This is a genomic window from Micromonospora sp. NPDC049044 (assembly GCF_040649215.1).
Lineage (GTDB): Bacteria > Actinomycetota > Actinomycetes > Mycobacteriales > Micromonosporaceae > Micromonospora.
The window spans coordinates 97,922-120,210 of record NZ_JBEZFA010000008.1 but is presented as its reverse complement, the minus strand read 5'-3'; the positions used below and the strand labels follow the sequence as shown (position 1 = coordinate 120,210).

Annotated in this window: 21 protein-coding genes; 17 read left to right on the top strand and 4 right to left on the bottom strand. The window is 71.3% G+C overall.

What is annotated here, in order from left to right; translation table 11 throughout:
• Positions 1-91 precede the first annotated feature (91 nt).
• From AB0B85_RS08925 to AB0B85_RS08915, 3 genes are all read left to right on the top strand, one after another.
• Positions 92-649 carry a helix-turn-helix domain-containing protein gene (locus AB0B85_RS08925; RefSeq protein ID WP_357405152.1) on the top strand — a complete coding sequence of 186 codons (558 nt, stop codon included), beginning with the start codon at positions 92-94 and terminating at the stop codon, positions 647-649.
• The gene (locus AB0B85_RS08920; protein WP_357405150.1) at positions 642-1,505 is read left to right on the top strand and encodes an SRPBCC family protein; all 864 of its coding nucleotides are present in this window, start codon (positions 642-644) and stop codon (positions 1,503-1,505) included. Before AB0B85_RS08925 ends, AB0B85_RS08920 begins: the two co-directional genes overlap by 8 nt.
• 149 nt (positions 1,506-1,654) lie before the next feature.
• Positions 1,655-1,888, top strand: a complete 234-nt coding sequence (locus AB0B85_RS08915; RefSeq protein ID WP_355592395.1) for a zinc-ribbon domain-containing protein — start codon at positions 1,655-1,657, stop codon at positions 1,886-1,888.
• Between the two features lie 223 nt (positions 1,889-2,111).
• Here AB0B85_RS08915 and AB0B85_RS08910 read toward each other — a convergent pair whose 3' ends face one another.
• A complete protein-coding gene (locus AB0B85_RS08910; RefSeq protein ID WP_357405148.1) occupies positions 2,112-3,317 on the bottom strand; it encodes a hypothetical protein in 1,206 nt (401 codons plus the stop codon).
• A gap of 201 nt (positions 3,318-3,518) precedes the next feature.
• Between AB0B85_RS08910 and AB0B85_RS08905 the strand changes: the two genes are divergently transcribed.
• From AB0B85_RS08905 to AB0B85_RS08895, 3 genes are all read left to right on the top strand, one after another.
• The gene (locus AB0B85_RS08905; RefSeq protein ID WP_357405146.1) at positions 3,519-5,918 is read left to right on the top strand and encodes an EAL domain-containing protein; all 2,400 of its coding nucleotides are present in this window, start codon (positions 3,519-3,521) and stop codon (positions 5,916-5,918) included.
• Between the two features lie 50 nt (positions 5,919-5,968).
• Positions 5,969-6,727: a MerR family transcriptional regulator gene (locus AB0B85_RS08900; RefSeq protein ID WP_357405144.1), complete on the top strand. Its 759-nt coding sequence runs from the start codon at positions 5,969-5,971 to the stop codon at positions 6,725-6,727.
• Between the two features lie 82 nt (positions 6,728-6,809).
• On the top strand, positions 6,810-7,583 hold the full coding sequence (locus tag AB0B85_RS08895) for a hypothetical protein (RefSeq protein WP_357405142.1): 774 nt from the start codon (positions 6,810-6,812) through the stop codon (positions 7,581-7,583).
• 6 nt (positions 7,584-7,589) lie between these two features.
• On the opposite strand, the gene AB0B85_RS08890 is transcribed toward AB0B85_RS08895, so the two are convergent.
• Positions 7,590-9,023 (bottom strand): serine hydrolase, encoded by a 1,434-nt coding sequence (locus AB0B85_RS08890; RefSeq protein WP_357405140.1) that lies wholly within the window; start codon positions 9,021-9,023, stop codon positions 7,590-7,592.
• Between the two features lie 156 nt (positions 9,024-9,179).
• Between AB0B85_RS08890 and AB0B85_RS08885 the strand changes: the two genes are divergently transcribed.
• Positions 9,180-9,464 (top strand): antibiotic biosynthesis monooxygenase, encoded by a 285-nt coding sequence (locus AB0B85_RS08885; RefSeq protein WP_357405138.1) that lies wholly within the window; start codon positions 9,180-9,182, stop codon positions 9,462-9,464.
• Positions 9,465-9,521: 57 nt separating this feature from the next.
• Here AB0B85_RS08885 and AB0B85_RS08880 read toward each other — a convergent pair whose 3' ends face one another.
• Positions 9,522-11,165: a gluconokinase gene (locus AB0B85_RS08880; protein ID WP_357405135.1), complete on the bottom strand. Its 1,644-nt coding sequence runs from the start codon at positions 11,163-11,165 to the stop codon at positions 9,522-9,524.
• 159 nt (positions 11,166-11,324) lie between these two features.
• On the opposite strand from AB0B85_RS08880, the gene AB0B85_RS08875 reads away from it, so the two are divergent.
• The 7 genes from AB0B85_RS08875 to AB0B85_RS08845 all read left to right on the top strand — a co-directional run bounded on the left by AB0B85_RS08875 (position 11,325) and on the right by AB0B85_RS08845 (position 18,276).
• Positions 11,325-12,470: a hypothetical protein gene (locus tag AB0B85_RS08875; RefSeq protein WP_357405133.1), complete on the top strand. Its 1,146-nt coding sequence runs from the start codon at positions 11,325-11,327 to the stop codon at positions 12,468-12,470.
• A 45-nt stretch (positions 12,471-12,515) separates the two neighbouring features.
• Positions 12,516-13,061: a hypothetical protein gene (locus AB0B85_RS08870; protein WP_357405131.1), complete on the top strand. Its 546-nt coding sequence runs from the start codon at positions 12,516-12,518 to the stop codon at positions 13,059-13,061.
• Positions 13,062-13,119: 58 nt separating this feature from the next.
• Entirely contained in the window at positions 13,120-14,394 is a 1,275-nt protein-coding gene (locus AB0B85_RS08865; RefSeq protein ID WP_357405129.1) for an RNA polymerase sigma factor, read from the top strand.
• Between the two features lie 115 nt (positions 14,395-14,509).
• Complete coding sequence (locus AB0B85_RS08860) at positions 14,510-15,181, top strand: DUF998 domain-containing protein (RefSeq protein ID WP_357405127.1); 672 nt, start codon at positions 14,510-14,512, stop codon at positions 15,179-15,181.
• Positions 15,182-15,216: 35 nt separating this feature from the next.
• The gene (locus AB0B85_RS08855; protein WP_357405126.1) at positions 15,217-15,597 is read left to right on the top strand and encodes a YciI family protein; all 381 of its coding nucleotides are present in this window, start codon (positions 15,217-15,219) and stop codon (positions 15,595-15,597) included.
• Positions 15,598-15,818: 221 nt separating this feature from the next.
• Positions 15,819-16,955, top strand: coding sequence for an epoxide hydrolase family protein (locus AB0B85_RS08850; RefSeq protein WP_357405124.1), 1,137 nt, complete (start codon positions 15,819-15,821; stop codon positions 16,953-16,955).
• A 148-nt stretch (positions 16,956-17,103) separates the two neighbouring features.
• The gene (locus AB0B85_RS08845) at positions 17,104-18,276 is read left to right on the top strand and encodes a hypothetical protein (RefSeq protein WP_357405122.1); all 1,173 of its coding nucleotides are present in this window, start codon (positions 17,104-17,106) and stop codon (positions 18,274-18,276) included.
• A gap of 121 nt (positions 18,277-18,397) precedes the next feature.
• Here the strand turns inward: AB0B85_RS08845 and AB0B85_RS08840 are convergent, their stop codons facing one another.
• A complete protein-coding gene (locus tag AB0B85_RS08840) occupies positions 18,398-18,835 on the bottom strand; it encodes a VOC family protein (protein ID WP_357405120.1) in 438 nt (145 codons plus the stop codon).
• Between the two features lie 233 nt (positions 18,836-19,068).
• On the opposite strand from AB0B85_RS08840, the gene AB0B85_RS08835 reads away from it, so the two are divergent.
• The 3 genes from AB0B85_RS08835 (at position 19,069) to AB0B85_RS08825 (ending at position 22,286) form a co-directional block, all read left to right on the top strand.
• The gene (locus AB0B85_RS08835) at positions 19,069-20,184 is read left to right on the top strand and encodes a ricin-type beta-trefoil lectin domain protein (RefSeq protein ID WP_357405118.1); all 1,116 of its coding nucleotides are present in this window, start codon (positions 19,069-19,071) and stop codon (positions 20,182-20,184) included.
• Positions 20,181-21,458, top strand: coding sequence for a cellulose binding domain-containing protein (locus AB0B85_RS08830; RefSeq protein ID WP_357405116.1), 1,278 nt, complete (start codon positions 20,181-20,183; stop codon positions 21,456-21,458). Before AB0B85_RS08835 ends, AB0B85_RS08830 begins: the two co-directional genes overlap by 4 nt.
• Before the next feature lie 528 nt (positions 21,459-21,986).
• Positions 21,987-22,286 carry a helix-turn-helix transcriptional regulator gene (locus AB0B85_RS08825; RefSeq protein ID WP_357405114.1) on the top strand — a complete coding sequence of 100 codons (300 nt, stop codon included), beginning with the start codon at positions 21,987-21,989 and terminating at the stop codon, positions 22,284-22,286.
• The last annotated feature ends 3 nt before the right edge of the window (positions 22,287-22,289 follow it).

Sequence of the window (22,289 nt, the reverse complement as noted above, 5' to 3'; positions counted from 1 at the left end):
AACGCCGCCTGAAGCCGCGTCGAGAAAAGTCGGCGCGGCTTCTCGCGAAGCGATTGACAAAGAAGTTTTGTACGTACAAACTGATTTTGCCATGAGAGAGATCCTGTACCTGGAGCAGATCGAGCAGGCCGAGGTCCTGCTCAAGCCGCAGCGCGTCGAGGTGTTGCGGCAACTCGCCGAACCGCGCACCTGCACCGAGGTCGCGGCCCGGCTCGACCAGACGCCCCAGCGCGTCTACTACCACGTCAAGCAGCTCGTCGCGGCCGGCCTCGTCGAGCTGGTAAACGAGCGCAAGGTCCGCGGCATCACCGAAGGCATCTACCAGGCGGCCGCCCGGTCGTACTGGCTGTCCCCCCGGCTCGTCGGCCGGATCGGGCTGCGCCGGGCCCGCGACGAGCTGAGCCTGGGCTACCTGCTCGATCTGATGGAGGAGGTCCAGGCCGACATCGCCGGCCTGGACCGGACGGCGCCCGAGCTGCCCTCGATCGGCGTCTCCGGCGAGATCCGAGTGCCGGCCGAGCAGCGCCAGCAGTTCCTGCACGACCTGCAAACCGCACTTCAGGACCTGTTCACCCGCTACGGCGGCAGCGAAGGAGACGCCTTCAAGCTGGCCGTCGCCTGCTATCCGAAAGGCACTGACAATGAGTGAGCCGATGAAGATCCAGGCCCGCCTCTCCGCGCCCGTCGGGCGCGTCCGGAAGGCCCTGACCGACCCGGCCGAGCTGCGACTCTGGCTGGCCGAGCACGCCGAGGTCGAGCTGCCCCAGCGGTACGAGTTCTGGGGCCGCTACACGCCCGAGGGTGACGCCCCGCACCAGCGGCTGCTGCACGCCGACGACGACACGCTGCGCTTCAGCTGGCTGCTCGACGGGGTGGAGACCACCACCGAGTTCCAGTTGACCGCCGAGAGCGCCGACAGCACAGTGCTGACGCTGATCCAGAGCCACTTCGACTTCGCCGAGGCGATGAGCGGCTCAAGCATCCGGGGCGTGCTCCAGACGTACTGGTCGCTGTCCATCGCCAACCTGGCCGCCCGCCTGGAGGGCAAGCCACTGCTGCCCCGCACCGACTTCACCTCCGCCGACCTGCGCGGTGAGCTGGTCATCGCCGCCCCCGCCGACAAGGTGTGGGAGTCGCTCACCGACTCCGAGCAGGCCAGCGCCTGGTTCGGCTACCCGATCGGCATCGAGCCCTGGGTCGGCGGCCGGTACGCCATGGGCGGCTTCGAGACCGGGTACGCGGCCAAGATCGTCGACCTGGAGCCGGGTCGCCGGATGTCTGTCGACTGGGGACCGACCGGTGTGACGAACTGGGAGCTGGCCGAGTCCAACGGCCGGACCACGCTGACCTTCGTGCAGAGCGGCTTCGACGAGGCCAACCCCCCGTACGGGGCCTGGAGCGGGTCGGTTGCCGGGCTGTTCGAGCTGCGCCGCTTCCACGAGGTGTCGAACTGGCAGCCGATCTGGCTCCCCGCCGAGATCCCCGGCCTGGAGCCCGCCAGCTGATTCCCGCCCGACCGCACGATCGTGCTCGACCACGGATCCGGTGACCTCGCTGCGCCGGGAGGCCACTGCTTCCGGGGGTCGAGCACTTTCGTGCGGATCCTTGGAGCGGATCTGGTGACTTTTCGCTGTGGAGTGGGTACTGGCGGGCGATGTTCTTCATCTTTGGTCTGCGTACCAAGGTCGACCGGTCCGGTGTCGTGCAGCAGGTCTGCCGACACTGCGGCAACCAGGCCGCGCAGGTGATCACCCGCCGTTCGACGAAATTCAGCCTGTTCTTCATACCCCTCATCCCGATCCGCACCCGGTACGCGCAGCAGTGCACGTTCTGCGGGGCGCAGTACGAGATCTCCAGGTCCGACGCCGAGCGCCTCCCGGTCGGCTGAGCCGCAGATGTCCTGGCTTTTCGCGTGGCTGATCCGTCGGCCGTCGCCGTCCTGTGGCCCTGCGGTGCACACCGCCCCGCGCGCACCCTGCACCCCGGGCCGGCGTAAGCGCCGTCGGGCCCGCCGTCCGGTGGCCGGCACCGGGTTGCCCCGCTCGCCGTGGAACCGCTCGGCCGGGCGCTGACCACCTCCGTCGCCGATACCGGTGGCCGACCCGCACCGGTCAGGTGCCGGCCATCGGTGCCGGCGCGAACAGGGGCGGCACCGGATCGGCCGCCCGGATCACGGCGACCAGGTGTGTCAGCTGCCGGAAGTCGCCACCGGCCGCCCTGATCTGGACGTCCGCGTCGGCGTGGTTGCCGAGGTGGCATTCGGCGATCGCCCGCAGGAGGAACCCGACGCTGCACAGCTCCGGCGGGTCGGCACCGGGCCGGATGTCGAGAAGCAGCGAGCGGGCCTGCTCCGGCCGCTGGTTGAGCAGGTGGGCCAGGCCCATGGCGACCCGAGCGGACAGGCTGCGCGGGTGTACGCGGTAGCCGATCTCGGCCAGTTCAGCGATCTCCAGCACCTCGTGGTGGGCCACCGGCGATCCGGGCACCACAGCGGCGTACAGGTACCACAGTCCGAACTGGACGCTGAGCACCTGCCCGATCGCCGCGGCGGTCCGGGGATCGGTGCTGTCGGCGCGGGCCATTGCCGCAAGCCGCTCGGCGTCGGCCATGAGTTCCGCCACCGAGTGCCCGTGTCCCGTGCTCCAACGCTCGTGAAAGGCGGCGAGCGCGAGTCGCGGATCGTCACCCCCATCCGGATCGCCGAGACGACCGCTGTGGGTCGCGCCGCCCCTTATCGCCCGCAGGGTTCTGGCGATCTCCTCCTGGTAGTACGCCGCCAGCAGCGCGGCGGTGGTGGCCTTCGGTGACCGTAGCCAGCGCAGCAGGTTGCGGCCGTCGCTGTGGGGCGAGGCCAGGGGGCCGCTGTGGGGCGGGGCCAGAGGAATGAGGTTGGTCAGCCCGAGCAGCGCCGCGAAGAACGCCGCGCCGATCAGTGCGGCCCGGGTCAACGGAGTGCTCGTCATCGCCGTGGCGGCACCGAGCACCGCCGCGGTGCAGAGGTTCGCCATCGGCCCACCGAGGTAGAACAACGCCATCCGCAGTGGCAACGCGGACGTCGACGGTGCCGGCCGGACCGACACCTCGTTGCGCCACCCGTTGAACGGCGCGATGCGCACCGAGATGACCTCCAGGCGCAGCAGCTTCGCCACCACGAGGTGCCCGCCCTCGTGCAGGACGAGGTGCAGCCAGAACGCCAGGCAGGTGCAGCCGACGGCGACGAGCGCGCCGGTCACGGACTCGGTGACGAGCAACGCGAAGACCATCCCCTCCAACACCAGCAGGAGGGCGACGACGATCAGTCGGCGGAGGGAAATCACCGGGGGATGGTACGGCGAGACGGCTCGACGCGTGGGTACGCCACAGTGCACCCCCGCGCGGTCGGGCCCGGCCGAGGTGATCCGCCCCGTTGTGGCCGGACCGCCCCGACCCTGGCGGGCACCCCTGCCGCTGGCTAGGCTTTCGGGGTTTGCCGGACAGGTCCGCCGAGGGTGCACGTACGACGAAGAGCCGGAGCGACCGTGTCGCGACAGGACGTGAAGCAGACCGCGGGGGAGCCCACCCCTGCCGGGCCGACCGGCGGGCCGCCGACCCTCGGGGACGCGATCCCGGTGCCGCTGGTCCCCGGGGTGCCCGCCGCCGGGCAGCCAGCTGGCGAGGCGCCGGGATCCGGGACCGCCACCGGCGTCGCACCGCCCCGGCTGAGCCGTGCCGGGCTGGTCGCGGTGAGTTCGGTGGTGCTCCTGGAAACGGTCTGGCTCCTCGCCGCACTACCCGAGGCCGCGCTGGTCAGCGACGTGGGCGCACTGTTGGTGGCCGGTTGGGCGACTGTCGCGTGTGTCGGCGTGGCCCGCCGCCATCCGGTCCCGCTGCGCAGGTTCTGGACGCTGCTCGCCGTCACCATGGCGCTCGCCGCGCTGGGCCGGGCCATCTGGACAGTGCAACGCCTGGTCGGTGGCGACCTGCCGCACACCCCGGTGGTCGGGGTGGTGTTCACCGCCGGCATCCTCACCGGCACGGCCGCGCTGCTCAGTTCGCCGTCCGCGCCCCGGAGCGCGGTGGGACGGGCCCGCACAATGCTGGACGGGGTGATCGTCGCGCTGGCCCTGGTGCCGATCGGGTGGGTGCTGGTCTTCCAGGGGGTCGCCGCCGCGCAGTTGGCCGACCCGGCGCGCACGCTGGGGCTGCTCTACCCGATGTTCGACCTGATGCAGCTCACCATCCTGGTCGCGGTGTCCGGGCCGGCCCGGCCGATGTGGCGTCCGATGACTCTGCTCGCGGCGAGCCTCACCCTGCGGGTGGTCGCCGACGTCGTCTACGTCTCGCTCGTCGCCCGCGCCGACTACGCCGCCGGTCACCCGATCGACCTGTGCTGGCCGGTGAGCTACCTGCTGATCGTCCTGGCCACCCGCAAACCGCCGCCGCCGGACTGCGACGGCACCGACGACACCGCCGAGTCGCCGCTGCCGCCCTGGTGGCGGGTGGCGTTGCCGTACCTGCCGGTGGGTGGCGCGATCGTCGCTGTGGTGTTGGCCCGTCGACCCACCGGGCAGACCCCGCACCTGATCTTCGTGACCATGATGGTTCTGCTGGCGGCGCTGGCCGTGCGGCAGGGGTTGGCCGCGAACGAGAACCTGCGGCTGGTGGTCCGGCTGCGCCACCTCGCGTACGGCGACCAGCTCACCGGGCTGCCCAACCGGTTGCTGTTCAACCGGCGGCTGCGGCTGGCCCTGCGAGATGGCCGGCCGACCGCCGTGCTGCTGCTCGACCTGGACGGGTTCAAGCAGGTGAACGACCGTTTCGGGCACGCCACCGGGGACACCCTGCTGACCGGGTTGGCGGCCCGGATGCGGGCGGTCGTGGCCGACGACGGCATCATCGCCCGGCTGGGTGGGGACGAGTTCGCGGTGCTCGTCGGCGGCGACCGACCGGTCTCACCCGAGCGGCTCGCCGAGCGGCTGTTGGACGCGTTGCGCCCCTCCGACGATGAGGACGATGTCGGGGTCCACCCGTCGGCGAGCATCGGCATCGCCGAGTTCGGCCCGCAGCACGCCTCGCACACCGATCTGCTGCGCGACGCCGACATCGCCATGTACGCGGCCAAGGCGGCGGGGAAGTCGGCGTACCGGACGTGCACCTCGGCGCTGCGCGAGTCGGCCGTCTCGCGTGCCGAGCTGATCGCCGACCTGCGCCGGGCGGTCGACGAGGATCAACTGCGGCTGGAGTTCCAACCCATCGTCGACCTGGCCACCGGCGCGGTGCGCAGTGCCGAGGCGCTGGTGCGGTGGCGGCACCCCCGGCTGGGGCTGCTGCCGCCGGCGAGGTTCCTGCCGTTGGCCGAGGAGACCGGACTGATCCTGCCGATCGACCGGTGGGTGATCCACGAGGCCTGCCGGGCCGCGGCGACCTGGCGGGACCGGGTGCCGGACGCGACAGTGGCGGTGAACATCGCCGCGGCGCACCTGCGCCGTCCGGACCTGATCGCCACGGTCACGGCTGCCACGAGTGCCGTCGGGCTGGCACCCCGGGCGTTGACCCTGGAGCTGACCGAGTCGGCGCTGATCGAGGGCACCGAAGCGGTGCTTGAGCGGCTGCACCAGTTGCGCGAGCTGGGCATCAAGATCGCCATCGACGACTTCGGCACCGGCTACTCGTCGCTGAGCTACCTGCACCGCATCCCGGCGACCGAGTTGAAGATCGACAGGTCGTTCGTGACCCGGTTGGGGTCGGACGACCGTGCGTACGCCACGGTGGAGATGGTCACCCGGCTGGCCGGCGCGTTCGACCTGACAGTGGTCGCCGAGGGGGTGGAGACCGAGCGTCAGCACGAGGCGGTCACCGCGATCGGCTGCCCACGCGGTCAGGGCTATCTGTACGGGCGACCGGACGCGCCCGCCATGGTGGGCCAGAATCGGGCTTGACCCTGACGTAACGGCAGGCGGGAGCCTGGTTTCCGGAAGGGAGGGAAACCATGGCGTACACGGTGGGTCAGGTGGCGAAGCTCGCTGGCGTGACAGTGCGGACGTTGCACCACTACGACGAGATCGGCTTGCTCTCGCCGAGCGGGCGGACCTCGGCGGGTTACCGCCGCTACGACGACGCGGACCTGCAACGGCTGCAGATCGTCCTGTTCTACCGGGAGTTGGGTTTCCCACTTGAGCAGATCACCGCGATCATCGACGACCCGGCGGCCGACCCGGCCGCGCACCTGCGCCGCCAGCACGAGTTGCTGACCGGACGGGTGAAGCGGTTGCAGGAGATGGTCACGGCGATCGAGTTCGCGATGGAGGCGAGCAAGGTGAACATCAACCTCACCCCGCAGGAGCGGTTCGAGGTCTTCGGCGACGTCAATCCGGAGGACCACCAGGCCGAGGCCGAGCAGCGCTGGGGTGACACCGACGCGTACCGGGAGTCGAACCGGCGGGTCGGCCGGTACACCAAGGACGACTGGCTGCGGCACAAGGCGGAGAACGAGGACTGGGGCCGGCGGATCGTCGCGGTGCTGACCTCGGGTGTGCCGGCGGGCAGCCCGGAGGCGATGGAGTTGGCCGAGGAGCACCGGCAGCTGATCAGCCGCTGGTTCTACGAGTGCTCGTACGAGATCCACACCGGTCTGGCTGACATGTACCTGGCCGACGAGCGGTTCACCGCGTACTACGAGAACATCGCGCCGGGGTTGACCGCGTACCTGAACGAGGCCATCCACGCCAACGCGATAAGCCGCGCCTGACCCGGCCGGCTTCGCGTCGGGACACCAGCGCGGTGCGGTCCGGCTAGTCTGGCCGGACCGCCACCGCCCCGGGGAGATGACCGTGCAGAAGTCGAAGCTGATCGTCGCCGGTGCCGTCTTCGCGGTGGCGGTCGCCGCCGGGGGATGGGCCCTGATGACCACCGGCGACGACTCCGACCCGGGCCGCCCGGCGGCATCGGCGGGCCCGACCGACCCGGCCGGGGTGCTGACGGCAGCCGCCGCGAAGGTCGACAGGCAGACCTACAAGCTGACGTTGGGCACCGGCGGGCCGGCGGGCGGCGACGGCACCGTGGTGCTCTGGGATCCGTTGGCGAAGCGCGGTCTGGAGACCACCTCGCTCAAGGTGCCCGCCGGTGCGGTGAAGATCGAACGGTTGACCACCGGCCCGGACGTCTACGTGCGGATCACTGCCCCGGACCGCCGCGTTCCGGTCTGGGACGGCAAGACCTGGTGGCATGTCGGCGCTCCCGGTTCGCGGCCCGCCCAACAGGGCCTGGACAACACCAAGCTCGCCGGCACCCTCAGCACGGCGACGGTCGTCCGGGAGACCGGGGTACGGGCGTACGCCGGCACCCTGGACCTGCGCGAGAGGGGCGCGGTGCTGGGCAACGGGGTCGGCGGAGTGCTCGGTGACCGGGCCGGGGCGGTGCCGTTCACCGCGGAGGTCGACGAGCAGGGCCGTCTGGTCCGCTACCGCATCGAGTTGGCGAGCGAACAGTCGGAGACCGCCCAGCTCGACCTGACGTACTCGGACTTCGGGTTGCCGGTGTCGGCCGAGTCGCCGGCGGCCGACCTGGTCGGTGAGGATCCGCCGGCGAACATCCCCGGCGCCTGAGCGTCGTCACTCCTCGACCGCGCCGGTCGTGGGGGTGACCAGGAAGTCGTAGACGGTACGGGCCATCCGGCGCACCGTCTCGTCGCCGGTGGCCATCGGCCCTGCGGTGAGGAACGCCACGGCGGTCTCGGTGCCGGGGATCAGGTAGTAGCCGACGTCGTGGGAGGCGTCCGGCAGGTCACCGGTCTTGTGGGCCACCGGCACCCCGGGTGGCAGCGCCGCCGGGATCTTGGTGTTGAGGGTCTGCTCCCGCATGAACCCGATCATCAGGTCACGGGAGGCGGGGGTGAGGATCTCGCCGTCCCATACCGCGCCGAGCAGGGACACCACGTCATCAGGGCTTGTGTAGTTCTCCTCGCCGCGTTGCGCCGCCGCGCTGTCGAGCATCCGGCGGGCCAGGATGGTGGAGCGCTGGTTCATCGAGTCGATGAGCGCGTTGACCGGGGCGAACCCGCCGAGGTAGGTGATCAGCACGTTCGCGGCGACGTTGTCGCTGTACTTGATCAGGTATTGGGCGAGCCGATGCAGGGTGACCACCTGCGGAAACGTCTCGAACTGGAGCTGGCCGGTGCCGCCGACCACGTCCTGCGGAGTGACGAGCACACCGTCGTCGAACGCCACCTGTCCACAGTCGACCCGGCGGAGCAGCTCGACCAGGATCCACAGTTTGATCACGCTGGCGGCCTTGGGGCGCAGCGCGCCGTTGACGGCGATCTGCTGGTCGCCGTACCGGCCGGACAGGTCGCGCACCGTGGCTCCGGCCGGGTTGTGGCTCGCGTCGGCGACCACCCGGGCGAGCTGCCCGCTGAGCGGGAACAGCAGGGCTCCCGCGACCGGGTCGGTGGGCGGCTGCGGGCTGGTGACCACCACTCCGGTCAGCTCGACCGGCGGGCGGTGCCGTTGGATCACCTCAAGCGTGCCGTCGCTGCGGCCGGTCAGCGGCACCCGGTAGCGGTAGGCGGTGCCCCCGACGACGACCGCGCCGCTGGCGACCCCGGCGGCGACAAGCATGCCCGGGTCGGCGACCCGACCGGTGTCACCGTCGCAGGCCCGGTAGCGCACTGTGTGCCCGAGTGAGTCCACCGCGAACACCCCGCCGGGAAACGACAGCCAGGACACCTCGCTTGTCGGTGCCCGCTCCGGCGTCGGCTCGACGCCGGGCTCATGGCCCGCCCCGTCGGCCGGCTCGACAGTGGACCCCGGCTCGGTCCGCTGCGCCGGGTCCGCGCCGGGCTCATGGCCCGACCCGTCGGCCTGCTCGGCCGTCGACCCCGGCTCGGTTCGCCGCGCCGGGTCCGTGCCGGGCCCGGGGCCGTCGGCGGTGGCCGGTCCGGTGGTGGCCAGCACGGCGAGCGCGACCCCCGCCGCCAGCCAGTTACGGGGTACGCGGGCAGCGGCGAACAGCAGCGAAGATGAGCGCCTCTTGTCGCTTTTTCTCACGTTTGCACGATATGGAGCGCCGGGGGCGGGTGGGGTCGCCGGGACTGGTGTCACCCGTCCGGGCGGTGTTGGCCCCGGCGGCGTCACACCTCACGGGTACAAATATGCCTCTGCGGTACCAGGCGCATCAGCCAACCCCAGCCCGAGGGAGCAGCAATGTTGATCATCGCCGGCAGCCTGCGCGTCGAACCTGACGCACGCGACGGCTACCTCGCCGACTCTGCACCGATCATCGCGCAGGCCCGTGCCGCCGCGGGCTGCCTCGACTTCCTGCTCGCGGCCGACCCGTTGGAGCCGGGACGGATCCACGTCTACGAACGCTGGGAGTCCGCGGAGCAGTTGGCGGCGTTCCGTGGTTCCGGGCCGGACGACGTGCAGACGACGGCGATCCTCGACGCCGACGTGCGGCGCTACGTGATCGCCAGCGTCGAGGCAGCCTGATCGATCACCGGGCGGCCCCGGGACCGGCGCTGCACCCGGGGCGGGTCGGCCGACGGGTCAGATCGGTTGTCCGGTGGCCGGCTCGGGTTCGGCGGGTAGGCCCGGGGCCAGTCGGCGCAGCGAGGCGAAGGCGGGCGTCAGCGCGTCGTACAACTCGGCGAAGAGGGGCAGCAGTGCCGCGTACGTGGCGGCGGCCGCCGGATCGGGTCGGATGGTCTCCTCGATCCGGACGAGGTCGGCGGCGACGTCGATGCTGGCGATCAGCCCCAGCGCCTGCATGCCGAGCAGCGCCGCGCCGAAGCTGGACCCCTCGTGGGCGGCCGGGAAACTCACCGGCAGGCCGAGCACGTCGGCGAGCATCTGTCGCCACAGGCCGCTGCGGGCGAAGCCGCCACCGGCGCGGATCTCGCGGACCTCGTTGCCGGCCGCCCGTACCGAGCTGAGCACCAGCGCGAGCTGTTGGCAGACCCCCTCCAGCGCGGCCCGGACCAGGTGCTCGCGGCGGTGGCTGTGGGTCAACCCCACGTACGCGCCGCGCGGTAGCGCGCTCCAGTGCGGTGCCCGTTCGCTGTGCAGGTACGGCAGCATGATGAGCCCGCCCGAGCCGGCCGGCGCGCGGTCCGCCAGGGCGACCAGGTCCTCTTCGGAGTGCTCGCCGAGGTCCGGGGCGAGCGCCTCACCGGCCCACTTGAGGACGATGCCACCGTTGTTTATCGCACCGCCGACCGTCCAGCGGTGTTCGGTGAGCGCGTAGCAGAACACCCCGCCGAACGGGTCCACACCGGGCCGCTCCACCATCACCCGCATCGCGCCGCTGGTGCCGATCGAGCAGGCCACCATGCCGGGGTGCACCGCCCCCAGGCCCAGGTTGGCGAGGGGCCCGTCGCCGGCACCGACCACCACCGGGGTGCGCTCCGGCAGGCCGGTGGCGGCCGCCGCCTGCGGGGTGAGCCCGGGCAGTACGGCGGTGGTGGCGACCAGTTGGGGCAGCTGCTCCTCGGTGAGGCCGGCGATGGTGAGCGCCTCGCTGTCCCATTCCAGTCGGTGGATGTCCAGCAGGCCGGTGGCCGAGGCGATCGAGTGGTCGGTGACGAGCGCGTCGCAGAGCCGCAGCAGCACCCAGTCCTTGATGCCCACCCAGTGCGCGACCCGCTCGAACAGTTTCGGCTCCTGCTCGGCGAACCAGAGCAGCTTGGGCAGTGGCGACATCGGATGCATCGGCGTGCCGGTACGCCGGTGCAGAGCCAGCCCGGACGGGACCGCCCGCAGCCGTTCGGCCTGCTGGGTGGCGCGGGTGTCGGCCCAGGTCACCGATGGGGTGAGCGGGTTGCCGTCGGGGTCGAGCCCGATCAGGCTGTGCATCGCGGAGCTGAACGACAGGCCGGCCACCGGCTGGACCAGCTCGGCCACGACCACGCTCACCGACTTGAGGACCGTGTCGAGGATGAGCTGCGGGTCCTGCTCGGCGTAGCCGGGCTGTGGGTCGTTCAGTGGGTAGCCGGCCGAGTGGCTGCCGAGCTGCCGCCCGTCGGTGTCGTACGCGACGGCCTTGGTGCTCGTGGTGCCGATGTCGACGCCGATGACCACGCCGGGCCGGGTGTCCTGCGGCATGACGCTCAACCCCTTCGGACGGCGGTACGGCGGCAACGCCAGCCAGCTGCGGCTGACGTTACCGAGGCAGCGAACCGCCCCGTACGACACGCGCCCAGGAGAACCGTCGACGCGGCAGTATCGGCCTATCGTCCGATTTGGTCCGCTGATCGGACATTTTGCCGAGATTGGCGTGTCCGGGTGCCACGGGCCGTCTGTTTAACCGAGCAGACACCCAGATTTGGTGGCCTACGCGGCGAAGGAGTCGGCGTGGCAAAGACTGATTCGACGGGTTCCACCTGGCGCTACCGCTGGGCACACCGGCAGAACGTGCGGCGGGTCAGCACGTACCGGGGCGCCGAGACGGCCTGGCGGCGACGTGACGACGAGTTGCGGCGACTGCGCGCTCTCGCCGCCGACTTCCAGGGCTCCGCCACGGCCGGGGACGGCCTCCCCCTGGAGTTGGCCGCCGACGAGGTGGTGTTCTGGGCGCTGCCGGCCGCGCAACTGGTCGAGGTACGGCACACCCCGGTGCTGCCCGCCCCGGATCTCACTGTCGACGTGCCGGCCGGTCCGCTGCGCCCGCGCCGCCCGGACGGCGTACGCGTCACCGACGCGGGCCTGGCCGTGATCACCAGCCGCCGCCTGGTGCTGCTCGGCGGACGCGGCCGGCGCGACTGGGCGTACGGCCGGCTGACCGGCCTGGCCCACGACCCCGTGGCACCGGTGACGCTGATCCAGGTGCTGGACCGGCGGTCGACCGCCGGGTTGCTGCTGCCCACCGACGCGGCGCCGGACTTCCGGTTCAAGCTGACCCTGGCTTTCGCCGACGCGATCGAGCAGCGCGCCGCGGTGCTCGCCCAACTCGACGAACTGATCGCCGAGCACGCCCAGCTCAAGCCGTTCCGGCAGGCCGCGGCCACCCCGGGGCAGGCCCGGCTCACGTCGCTGGTGCCCGGTGGTCGCCGGAGCATCGCGGTGGCTGCCGCGCTGGCGTTGCTGGTGCCGGCGGCGCTCGTCGAGTCGGACCCGTCCGACCCGACCGGTGGCCCGGAGATCGCCGCCGCCGCCACCCCCAGCGCAGAGCCCGTGCTGATCCGCCCGGCGCCCCCGGCGCACACCCGCGCCACGGCACCGCCAAAGCCGAAGCCGACGACATCGCCGCGCCCGACGCCCAGCACGACCGGCGACCCACGCTGCGGGGCCCCGGAGAACCCCCTGGGGTACGGCTTCTGCGGCGGCACCCGCATTCGTCGGCCCGCCGCCGAGGTCTGCGACTGGTTCGACTGCGTGCCGCAGTTCTGGGCCGGACGGGGTTACCTGGTGCAGTGCCGCGACGGTTCGGTAAGCCTGGCCGGCGGCAGCGCCAAGGCCTGCGCCGCGCACCATGGCGTACGACGAACCATCACCAAGTGACCGATTTGGTAGTTGGAGTCCGCTTCGCTCGGCCACAATTGTCGAGTGGAGATCCGGTCTGACGACGGCGCGCGGGTGCGGATACGCCCCGTGGGCTACCAGCCTGGCATCGACCCGCCCGACGACCCCGACCGGGCCGCGCCCGGCTGGCGCGACTGGCTGCTGATCGAGGTGGACGCCCGCACCGCCGACGGTCAGACCTGGTCGCACCACTATCCGAGCCTGATGGTCGAGGAAGCCCGCGCGCTCGGCGGCTGGCTGCACGGACAGGCCGCCTCGGCGCTCGGATCGAACGCGTCACCGGCGATCGTCACTTTCACCGAACCCAACCTGGCCCTCCGCTCCCGGGTACTCCGCCGCCGCCGGCTGGAGTTGATCGTGGAGTTCTCCGCCGAGTCGTTGCCGCCGTGGCTGCGCCGCCCGTCCGGCGCGATCTACCGGTTGATCCTCACCGTCTCGGCGGACGCCCTCGCCGCCGCCGCCCAGCAGTGGGCCGAGCACTGCGCGGCGTACCCACCGCGTACCCGGTCGAGGTTCCCCGCCGAGAACGCGCCGCCCAGGTCGGTGAACCACCCGCGCCGCGCCGGCTGAACGGTCCACCGCACACGGTCCTTGTGGAGCGCGTGTCGCCCTGCTCTGATGGGCGGTCATGGGGGTCGAGCAGGTCCACCGCACGGTGGAGGCGGTGTGGCGTATCGAATCCGGGCGGGTCGTCGCCGCCCTGGCCGGGCTGGTACGCGACGTCGGTTGGGCCGAGGAGTTGGCCCAGGATGCCCTGGTCGCCGCGCTGGAGCAGTGGCCGCGGGACGGCGTACCGACCAACCCGGGCGCGTGGCTGACCACCGTCGGCAAACGGCGGGCGATCGACGCGCTGCGTCGGCGGAGCCTGCTCGAACGCCGGGTGGCCGACCTCGGGCGCGACCTCGACGAGGAGCAGTTCACCCCCGACTTCGATGCGGCGTTCGAGGAACGCATCGACGACGACCTGCTGCGGCTGGTGTTCACCGCCTGTCATCCGCTGCTCTCGCCGCAGTCGCGCGCGGCACTGACCCTGCGAGTGCTGGGCGGGCTGAAGACCGAGGAGATCGCTCGGGCGTTCCTGGTGTCGGAGACCACCGTCGCGCAGCGCATCACCCGGGCCAAGAAGACGCTCGCCGAGGCGAAGGTGCCGTTCGAGGTGCCCGGCGTGGCCGAGCGCGGCGAACGGCTCGCCTCCGTGCTGGAGGTCATCTACCTGATCTTCAACGAGGGCTACTCCGCGACGGCCGGCGACGACTGGATGCGTCCGGCGCTCTGCGCGGACGCGCTGCGGTTGGCCCGCCTCCTGCAGGAGTTGATGCCCGAGGAGCCGGAGGTGCACGGACTGGCCGCGCTGCTGGAGATCCAGGCGTCGCGTACCGCCGCCCGGGTCGACGCCGACGGTGAGCCGATTCTGCTACTCGACCAGGACCGGGGGCGCTGGGACCGCCTGCTGATCCGCCGCGGCCTCACCGCACTGGGCCGGGCGAGAGCGGCGGGCGACCCGCCCGGCCCGTACACCCTCCAGGCGGAGATCGCGGCCTGCCATGCGCGGGCGCTCAACCCGCAGGAGACCGACTGGGCGCGCATCGCCGCCGGCTACGCGGAGTTGGCCCGGGTCGTACCCTCGCCGGTCGTGGAGCTGAACCGGGCCGTCGCGGTCTCCTTCGCGCACGGCCCGGCCGCCGGTCTGGAACTGGCCCGAGCGCTCGCCGACGAGCCGGCGCTGGCCGGCTACCACCTGCTGCCCAGCGTGCTCGGTGACCTGCTGGCCAAGCTGGGCCGCCACGACGAGGCACGCGCCGAGTTCGAACGGGCCGCCGAACTGACAGGCAACGAACGCGAGCGCGCACTGCTGCGCGCCCGTGCGGCCGACTGCGCCAGTGGGAGCCCACCAAGCCGCTGAAAAATTCTTGGACTGCCATGTCGTATCCCGCCCCGGCCGCTCGACGCGTCAGCGAAAGCCGGCTCGCACCGGCCCGCGGGACCAGCGCCCGGCTGGCAGAGACAAGGAGAGCGACATGACGACGACGGCGAACATGACGAGCGCGGGGTCCGCGGTGGCGGGCGACGACTTCCGGCGTACGACCAGGGTGCTGTTGGCCGGCGGAGCCGCCGCCGGCCCGCTGTTCCTGGTGGTGGCCGCCGCCCAGGTGCTCACCCGCGACGGATTCGACCTCAGCCGGCAGCCGCTCAGCCTGCTGGCCCTGGGCGACCTCGGGTGGATCCAGATCGCCAACTTCGTACTGACCGGGCTGCTGGCCCTGGCCGGCGCGGTCGGGCTGCGTCGGACGCTGCGGGGTGAGCCGGGTGGCACGTGGGGGCCGGCCTTGATCGCCGTGCACGGCCTCGGTCTGATCATCGGCGGGGTGCTGGTCTCCGACCCGAGCATGGGCTGGCCGACCGGTGCGCCGCAGGGCGCGCCCGACACGCTGAGCTGGCACGCCATCGGTCACGGCGTCGGCGCGGGACTGGCCTTCGGTTCGCTTACCATCGCCTGCCTGGTCTTCGCCCGCACCTGGTGGCGGGCCGGGCAGCATGGTTGGGGCGCCTTCTCGCTGGGCAGTGCCCTGGCCGTCGTCGCGATCCTGGCCTGGCCCGACCAGGGCAGCCTGAGCGTCCGGATGGCGCTCGCCTGTGTGGTCAACTTCGGCTGGCTCACCGCGCTCTGCACGCGACAGTTCGTCCGCTGACCCGCACCCAACGATCACGAGAGAGGACCGCACCGATGCGCTACATGATGATGCACAAGCTCGACGAGAACCTGCCGGGAGTGTTCAACCCGAGCCCGGAGTTCGTGGCGCGGATGGAAGGTTTCATGAAGGAGGTCGCGCAGGCCGGGATCCTGGTCGCCGCCGAAGGGCTCTGCCCGACCGTCACGGACGCCACCCGGATCACCGTCAGCGGCGGCACAACCACGGTCACCGACGGGCCGTTCACCGAGACCAAGGAACTGATCGCCGGGTTCGCGCTTGTGGACGTGCGCTCCCACGAGGAGGCGGTGGAGTGGGGCCGACGGTTCGTCGATGTCTTCACCGAGACGTTCGGTGACGTGGAGGTGGACATCCGCCGGGTCTACGAGGCTCCCGAGGCCGGCCCGCCGGGCTGACCCTCGTCGCGCCGCCGCCCGGGTCACCCGGGCGGCGGCGCGATCCTGGGCCTGCGGTCCGGACGCGCAGGCCCGACCCCCGGGAGGGTAGAGTGATCTTCGTCAGCCACGAGAGGAGGTGAGCCCGGTGATCACCAATCGTCATTCCTGGGCGCTCCTCTCGGCCGTCCCCCTCAGCTGACCTGTCGCGTCGGGGAGCGCCCTCCTGTTTCGGAGGACCAATGTCCAACTCCCCATTCCGCATCGACGTATCCGATGCGGTCCTCGACGACCTGCGGGCCCGACTGGCCCGTACCCGTTTCACCGACCGCAGTGGCCACCAGCCGTGGCAGGGTGGCGTCGACCCCGACTATCTGCGGGACCTGGTGTCCTACTGGCAGGACGGCTTCGACTGGCGTGCGCGTGAAGCCGAGCTGAACGCGTACCCCCAGCACCTGGCCCTCGTCGGCGGCCGGAAGCTGCACTACCTGCACGTCCGGGCGGCGCGCCCGGCCGGTACGCCCACGCCGTTGCCGTTGCTGCTGAGCCACGGCTGGCCCAGCAGCTTCGTCGAGATGCTGCCGCTTGTCGACCGGCTGACCGACCCCGACCGGCCCGGCGGCGCGTTCGACGTGGTGGTGCCCTCGCTGCCGGGCTTCGGCTTCTCGGAGGTCCCGGACGAGCCGGTGACCCGGGCTCTGCTGGCTCGGACGCTGCACGAACTGATGACCGACGTGCTCGGCTACGAGCGTTACGGGGCCTTCGGCGGCGACGTCGGTGGTGTGGTCACCGGCTGGCTCGGTGCCCTCTACCCGGAGCAGGTGGCCGGTATCCACATGATCCATCCACCGTTTCCGGCGAACTTCGACGACCGTCCACTGTCGGCGGCCGAGCAGCTGTACCTGGACGCCGAGGCCGCGTACGACGAGACCGACGGCGGTTACAGCGCCATCATGGGCACCCGCCCGGACACCCTCGCGGCGGCGCTCGCCGACTCGCCCGCCGGGTTGGCCGCCTGGCTTGTCGACAAGTACCGCGACTGGAGTGACAACCACGGTGACCTGGGGAACAGCATCGATCGGGACACCCTGCTCACTGTCATCACGCTCTACTGGGTGACCGACTCGATCGGCTCGTCGTTCCGGCAGTACGCCGACTTCGACCACAACACGGCACGCCCGATGATCACCGTGCCCGCCGCGTTCACGGTGAGCACCGAACCCGCGCAGACCAACTTCCCTCGCTCGATCGCCGAGCGGGCCTGCACCGACATCCGGCACTGGAGTGAACCCGGCCGGGGCGGGCACTTCATGCCACTGGAGGAGCCGGACCTGTTGGCCGCCGAGATGAGGCAGTTCTTCAGCTCGCTGCGCCGGTAGTCGCTGTTCTGCACGGCGGCTGCTCCGGTGTCCTCGCCGGAGCAGCCGCCGTGCGGCCTGTCAATTCTCTCCTTTCGGGTGCAAAGGGATGCATCGATCCCGCGAGCGTTGCCTGTCACGTACGTGAGCGGTTGTACCGCGTGTGACCGTGACCTATGTGGCCTGCGCCCCCTGGCGGATCGCCTGGGCCGAGCGCGAGAACGAGCGCCGGCAGCGCGCCTACCGCGACGCCACCGACGCCTGGCTGCACCGCGACGACCACCTGGTCCGGCTCCGCATCGAAGCGGCGAGCTTCCTCGGGTGTACGCAGCCCCGCACCGGCCTACCGGTGGACCTCTACGACGACGAACTCGTCTTCCGCGTCCTCCCCGTCGCCACGCTTGTCGAGGCCGAGGCGCGGCACGTTCCCGGCCTGCCCACCCCGGGTCCGTGCGACCTCGCCGACACTGCCGACGAGGTGCTGCCGGCGGGCCTGCGGGCAGTCGGCACCGGCATGGCCGTCGTGACCAGCCACCGCGTGGCCTTCGCCGGCGGTGGGCGCCGACGCGAGTGGCGGTACGCGGACCTGCTCGGCATGGCCCACCACCCCGACGTGCCGGTCACCCTGCTGCACGACAACTGTCGACTCGCGGGTCTGCTGGTGCCGGCCAGTGCCGCAGTGAACTTCCGGTTCTACCTCACCCTGGCCGCCACCGAGGATCGCGCCGCCGTCACCGGGCAGGTCGACGCCCTGCTGGCCGCGCACCGGGCCACCCCGCCGGAGCCGCTGCCGACGGTCGCGCCGGCCGACGCGCCGCTGTCGGCAGTACGCCCCGACCGCCGGGCCCTCGCCGTCGCCGCCGTCGCGACAGTGGTGTTCGCGATGCTCGGCCCCGGCGCGGTGGGACCACCGCAGGCCGGCCCCCTGCGACGGGCGGAGGCGGCGACCATCGTGCCCGTGCGGAACTCCGCCGTGATCGGCCCGCTGCGGGCACCCGCCATCCTGGCACCGCCGAACCTGGCCATGCCGACCCGTCCGGCCGAACCGGCCCGGCCGCCGAAGGCCGGTCCGGTGCGCCCCGCCGCACCGGCCGTCGCGGTGGCTGTCCCGCTCCCGACCTCCGCCCCGGTGCCGTCCACCGTGTCGGTGCCCCTCAGCGTGCCGGTGCCCCTCAGTGTGCCGGTGCCCTCCGTGGCTCCCGGCCCGTCCGTCAGCGTGACACCGACGCCCACGCCGGCACCAACCGACCCGGCCACGGCCGCCGGGCCCGTCGTGTCCCCGCCCACGCCCACCGCGCAAGCCGCGACAACCACGCCCAACCCGGCAACGCCGTCGCCCTAACCCGCCGCCTCGTGGATCATGGAGTTGTGGTGGGTGGCAAAGTGCTCGTATCGCCCTGCATCGGACGCCATGACTCCATGATCGACGAGGACTGACCGTCGTGGACGTGGTTGGGCTCGGGTTAGGTTGTGGCGTTGAAGTCGGGGAGGGTGAGGGAGCCGTCCGGGCCGAGGGTGAAGCCGGGGTTCCAGGCGATCTCCCAGACGTGACCGTCCGGGTCGGCGAAGTAGCCGGCGTAGCCGCCGTAGAACGTCTCCCGCGCCGGTTGGGTCACCTCGGCGCCTGCCTTGCCCGCGGTGGCCATCACCTCGTCGACCTCCGCCCGTGAGCGGACGTTCTGGGCCAGGGTCATGCCGCCGAAGCCCCCGGTGTCCGGGTTGGGGACGCCCGCGTCGGCGGCCAGCTTGTCCCGGCTCCACAGCACCAGGGCCAGGCCGCCGGCCTGGAGGAAGACGGTGTCCTCGACCTCCTGGCCCTGCCAGCCGAGGTGCGCGTAGAAGGCCTTGGCCCGCGCCAGGTCCGAGACGCCGAGGGTGATCAGACTTATCCGCTGCTCCATCCTCGTAACCTAACGCCCGATCAGTCGGGGGTGCGGCAGACGACTCCGGCAGAGTTGCCGGTAGACCAGATCAATCCGAGGAATCTACACTCTTCTCTGTTAGCGCTCACACTCGTCCCAGTGCTGAGGCAGTAACGCCATGCCGATGTGACGATCGGCGCCCGCCGGCTGCCCCTGGTGGCCCCACCGGCCGGCCATGCCCTGGGCCAGCTCGACCGAACCAGGGAGAAGCTATGCGAACAAGGGCACGATGGCTCGCGACGCTCGCCGCGCTCGGTGTCGTGGTCGCCGGAGTGGTGACACCCACCGGCCCGGCCAACGCGGAGTCCAACGGTGGGGTACGGGTGATGCCGCTCGGCGACTCCATCACCGAGGGCACCCAGGTGCCGGGCGGCTACCGCATCGGACTCTGGCAGCGCCTGGCCACCAACCGGTACACGGTGGACTTCGTCGGCTCGCAGTTCAACGGGCCGGCCAGCCTGGGCGACCACGACCACCAGGGGCATCCCGGCTGGCGCATCGACCAGATCGACGCGAACATCGTCGGCTGGCTCAACACCCAACGGCCGCAGACCGTCCTGCTGCACATCGGCACCAACGACATCCTGCAGAACTACAACGTCAGCACCGCCCCGAACCGGCTCTCCACGCTCATCGACAAGATCACCAACACCGCGCCCACCGCCGAGGTGTTCGTGGCGCAGATCATTCCGATCTCCAACAGCGGCCAGGACGCGGCGGCCCGCACCTTCAACGCGGCGATCCCCGGCATCGTCCAGAGCAAGGTCAACGCCGGTAAGCGGGTGCACCTTGTCGACATGCACAGCGCGCTCAGCACCGCCGACCTGATCGACGGCGTCCACCCCACTGCCGGCGGCTACGACAAGATGGCCGCCCGCTGGTACAGCGCGTTGCAGTCGGTGCCCGGCAGCATCGGCAACCCGGGCAGCGGCGGTGGACAGACCACCGCCACGATCGTCGGCACCCGGTCCGGCAGGTGCGTCGACGTCCCCGGCTACTCCACCACCAACAGCACCCAGGTGCAGTTGTGGGACTGCCACGGCGGCACGAACCAGCAGTGGACCTACACGGCAAGCAAGGCGCTCACCGTCTACGGCAACAAGTGCCTCGACGCCGCCGGCAACAGCACCGCCCCGGGCACCCAGGTCACCATCTACGACTGCCACGGCGGGACGAACCAGCAGTGGAACGTCAACGCGAACGGCACCATCACCGGAGTGCAGTCCGGCCTCTGCCTGGACCCGTACAACCAGGGCACCGCCAACGGCACGAAGCTCGTCCTCTGGACCTGCACCGGCCAGACCAACCAGCAGTGGAGTCGCCGGTGAAACGGCCAAGCACCGCCAGATGGCTGACGGCCGCGCTCGCGGCGGTCCTCGGCCTGGCCCTGGCGACGACGACACGGGACGCCGCCGTCGCGGACAGCCCGTACCAACGGGGTCCGGACCCGACCCCGGCCAGCGTCGCCGCCACCCGCGGACCGTTCGCCACGGCGCAGGCGACGGTGCCCGCCGGCAACGGCTTCAACGGCGGGTACGTCTACTACCCGACCGACACCAGCCAGGGCACCTGGGGTGCGGTAGCGATCGTTCCCGGCTACTCCGCCCTGTTCGCCAACGAGGAAGCCTGGATGGGGCCCTGGCTGGCATCCTTCGGGTTCGTGGTGATCGGCATCGAGACCAACAGCCGTACCGACGGCGCCGACGCCCGCGCTACCCAACTGCTCGCCGCACTTGACTACCTCACCCGAACCAGCCCGATCCGCGACCGGGTCGATCCCAACCGGCTGAGCGTCATGGGCCACTCGGCGGGCGGGGCCGGAACCCTCCTCGCCGCCCTCCGGCGGCCGACCCTGAAGGCGGCCGTCGGCCTCGCACCCGGCACGCCCGGCAACAACCTGAACATGTCCACCACCCGGGTCCCCACCCTGCTCCTGTCCGGGCAGAACGACGGCACCGTCACGCCCTCCTACGTGCAGGGCATCTACAACACGCTGCCGGCCGACGTGGAACACGCCTGGGCGGAGTTGGCCGGCAACGACCACCTCTCGTTCACCAGGTCGAACCCCACCGAGATGCGACTGTTGATCCCCTGGCTCAAGATCTTCCTGGACAACGACACCCGCTACACCCAGTTCCTCTGCCCACTGTCGAACAGCAGCGGCGTCTCGCGGTACAGCGCCACCTGCCCCCTGGTGCCGTCGGATGTCCCGACGACCCCGCCCACGACCACACCACCACCCACGACCCCACCGCCCACCACCCCGCCACCCACGACGCCACCGCCGACCACCCCGCCGCCCACTGGCGTCGCCTGCACGGCGGCCTACCGCACCACCAACTCGTGGTCCGGCGGCTTCCAGGGCGAGGTGACGGTGACCGCCGGCACCGCCGCCATCAACGGGTGGACCGTCAGGTGGACGCTGAACAGCGGCCAGAGCATCACCCAGGTCTGGAACGGCACCCTGAGCACCAGCGGCTCGACCGCGACGGTCCGCAACGTGTCCTACAACGGCTCGCTGGCCGCCGGTGCCACGACGACCTTCGGCTTTCTCGGCTCCGGTGCGCCAGCCGCCGCATCGCCGACCTGCACAAGTCCATGACCAGCCGGAGGGCGTGAACGCCGCGCCCGAGCGCTTTGTCGTGGTGAGCGATATACCTGTGGGCCGTGTCTTCGACTCACAGGTATATCGCCGATTCAGGTCACCGCGCTCTGACGACAGATGAGCCGCGTCATGCGACGGGAAGCGGAGCCCTCGTTGATCGCCGCGCCCGTGGTCGGCGACATGTCACGCCAGTGTCGAGGCACGCGGCGAGGCCCGTCGACAGCGCCTGACCAACACGGCGCCCGGCGCTCTCGGCGGTGGGTCGACGCCAAGCCGATTGACGACACGCGTCCAGTTGACGCTCACCGACTACTGAGCAACCCATAGCATCAATGCTATGGGTTGGGGTAGCGTGGAGCTGGAACCAGAGGTCCGAGACTGGCTGGAGGAACTGTCAACCGCAGACTTCGCTCGAGCGGTGTTCCGCAAATCGCGGATGCGGGAAGACCCGGAGGTCGAACGGGCTCGACGCGCGTTCGAGCGGTGCCTGGCAGAGCAGCACATCGTGAACGAGGGGGCAGAGCGATGAGTGATCGCCTGGACTGGAACGACCTGCGTGAGCGCCGGATGGCGGAGCCCGGGGCGGCCGAGACGTACGAGGCCACCCGGATCGCCTTCGAGCTTGGGCAGGAGGTGCGCCACCTGCGGGAAGGGCACGGCTGGAGTCAGAGCCAGTTGGCCCGCGTCGCCGGCATGACTCAGTCCGCAATTGCCCGCTTCGAGGCAGGCGGGACCGTGCCGACCCTGCCGGTCCTGGAGCGGCTAGCCAGAGCCTTGGATCGGCGACTGGACGTCAGGTTCACTCCGAACGCGGACGCAGCCTGACTG

Bases quoted from the DNA above. Each gene is read 5' to 3' on its own strand.
- AB0B85_RS08860 (WP_357405127.1), top strand. From the start codon at position 14,510: ATGACGACGACGGCGAACATGACGAGCGCGGGGTCCGCGGTGGCGGGC.
- AB0B85_RS08900 (WP_357405144.1), top strand. From the start codon at position 5,969: ATGGCGTACACGGTGGGTCAGGTGGCGAAGCTCGCTGGCGTGACAGTG.
- AB0B85_RS08855 (WP_357405126.1), top strand. From the start codon at position 15,217: ATGCGCTACATGATGATGCACAAGCTCGACGAGAACCTGCCGGGAGTG.
- AB0B85_RS08915 (WP_355592395.1), top strand. From the start codon at position 1,655: ATGTTCTTCATCTTTGGTCTGCGTACCAAGGTCGACCGGTCCGGTGTC.
- AB0B85_RS08865 (WP_357405129.1), top strand. From the start codon at position 13,120: ATGGGGGTCGAGCAGGTCCACCGCACGGTGGAGGCGGTGTGGCGTATC.
- AB0B85_RS08850 (WP_357405124.1), top strand. From the start codon at position 15,819: ATGTCCAACTCCCCATTCCGCATCGACGTATCCGATGCGGTCCTCGAC.
- AB0B85_RS08825 (WP_357405114.1), top strand. From the start codon at position 21,987: ATGAGTGATCGCCTGGACTGGAACGACCTGCGTGAGCGCCGGATGGCG.
- AB0B85_RS08885 (WP_357405138.1), top strand. From the start codon at position 9,180: ATGTTGATCATCGCCGGCAGCCTGCGCGTCGAACCTGACGCACGCGAC.
- AB0B85_RS08840 (WP_357405120.1), bottom strand. From the start codon at position 18,835: ATGGAGCAGCGGATAAGTCTGATCACCCTCGGCGTCTCGGACCTGGCG.
- AB0B85_RS08925 (WP_357405152.1), top strand. From the start codon at position 92: ATGAGAGAGATCCTGTACCTGGAGCAGATCGAGCAGGCCGAGGTCCTG.
- AB0B85_RS08835 (WP_357405118.1), top strand. From the start codon at position 19,069: ATGCGAACAAGGGCACGATGGCTCGCGACGCTCGCCGCGCTCGGTGTC.
- AB0B85_RS08920 (WP_357405150.1), top strand. From the start codon at position 642: ATGAGTGAGCCGATGAAGATCCAGGCCCGCCTCTCCGCGCCCGTCGGG.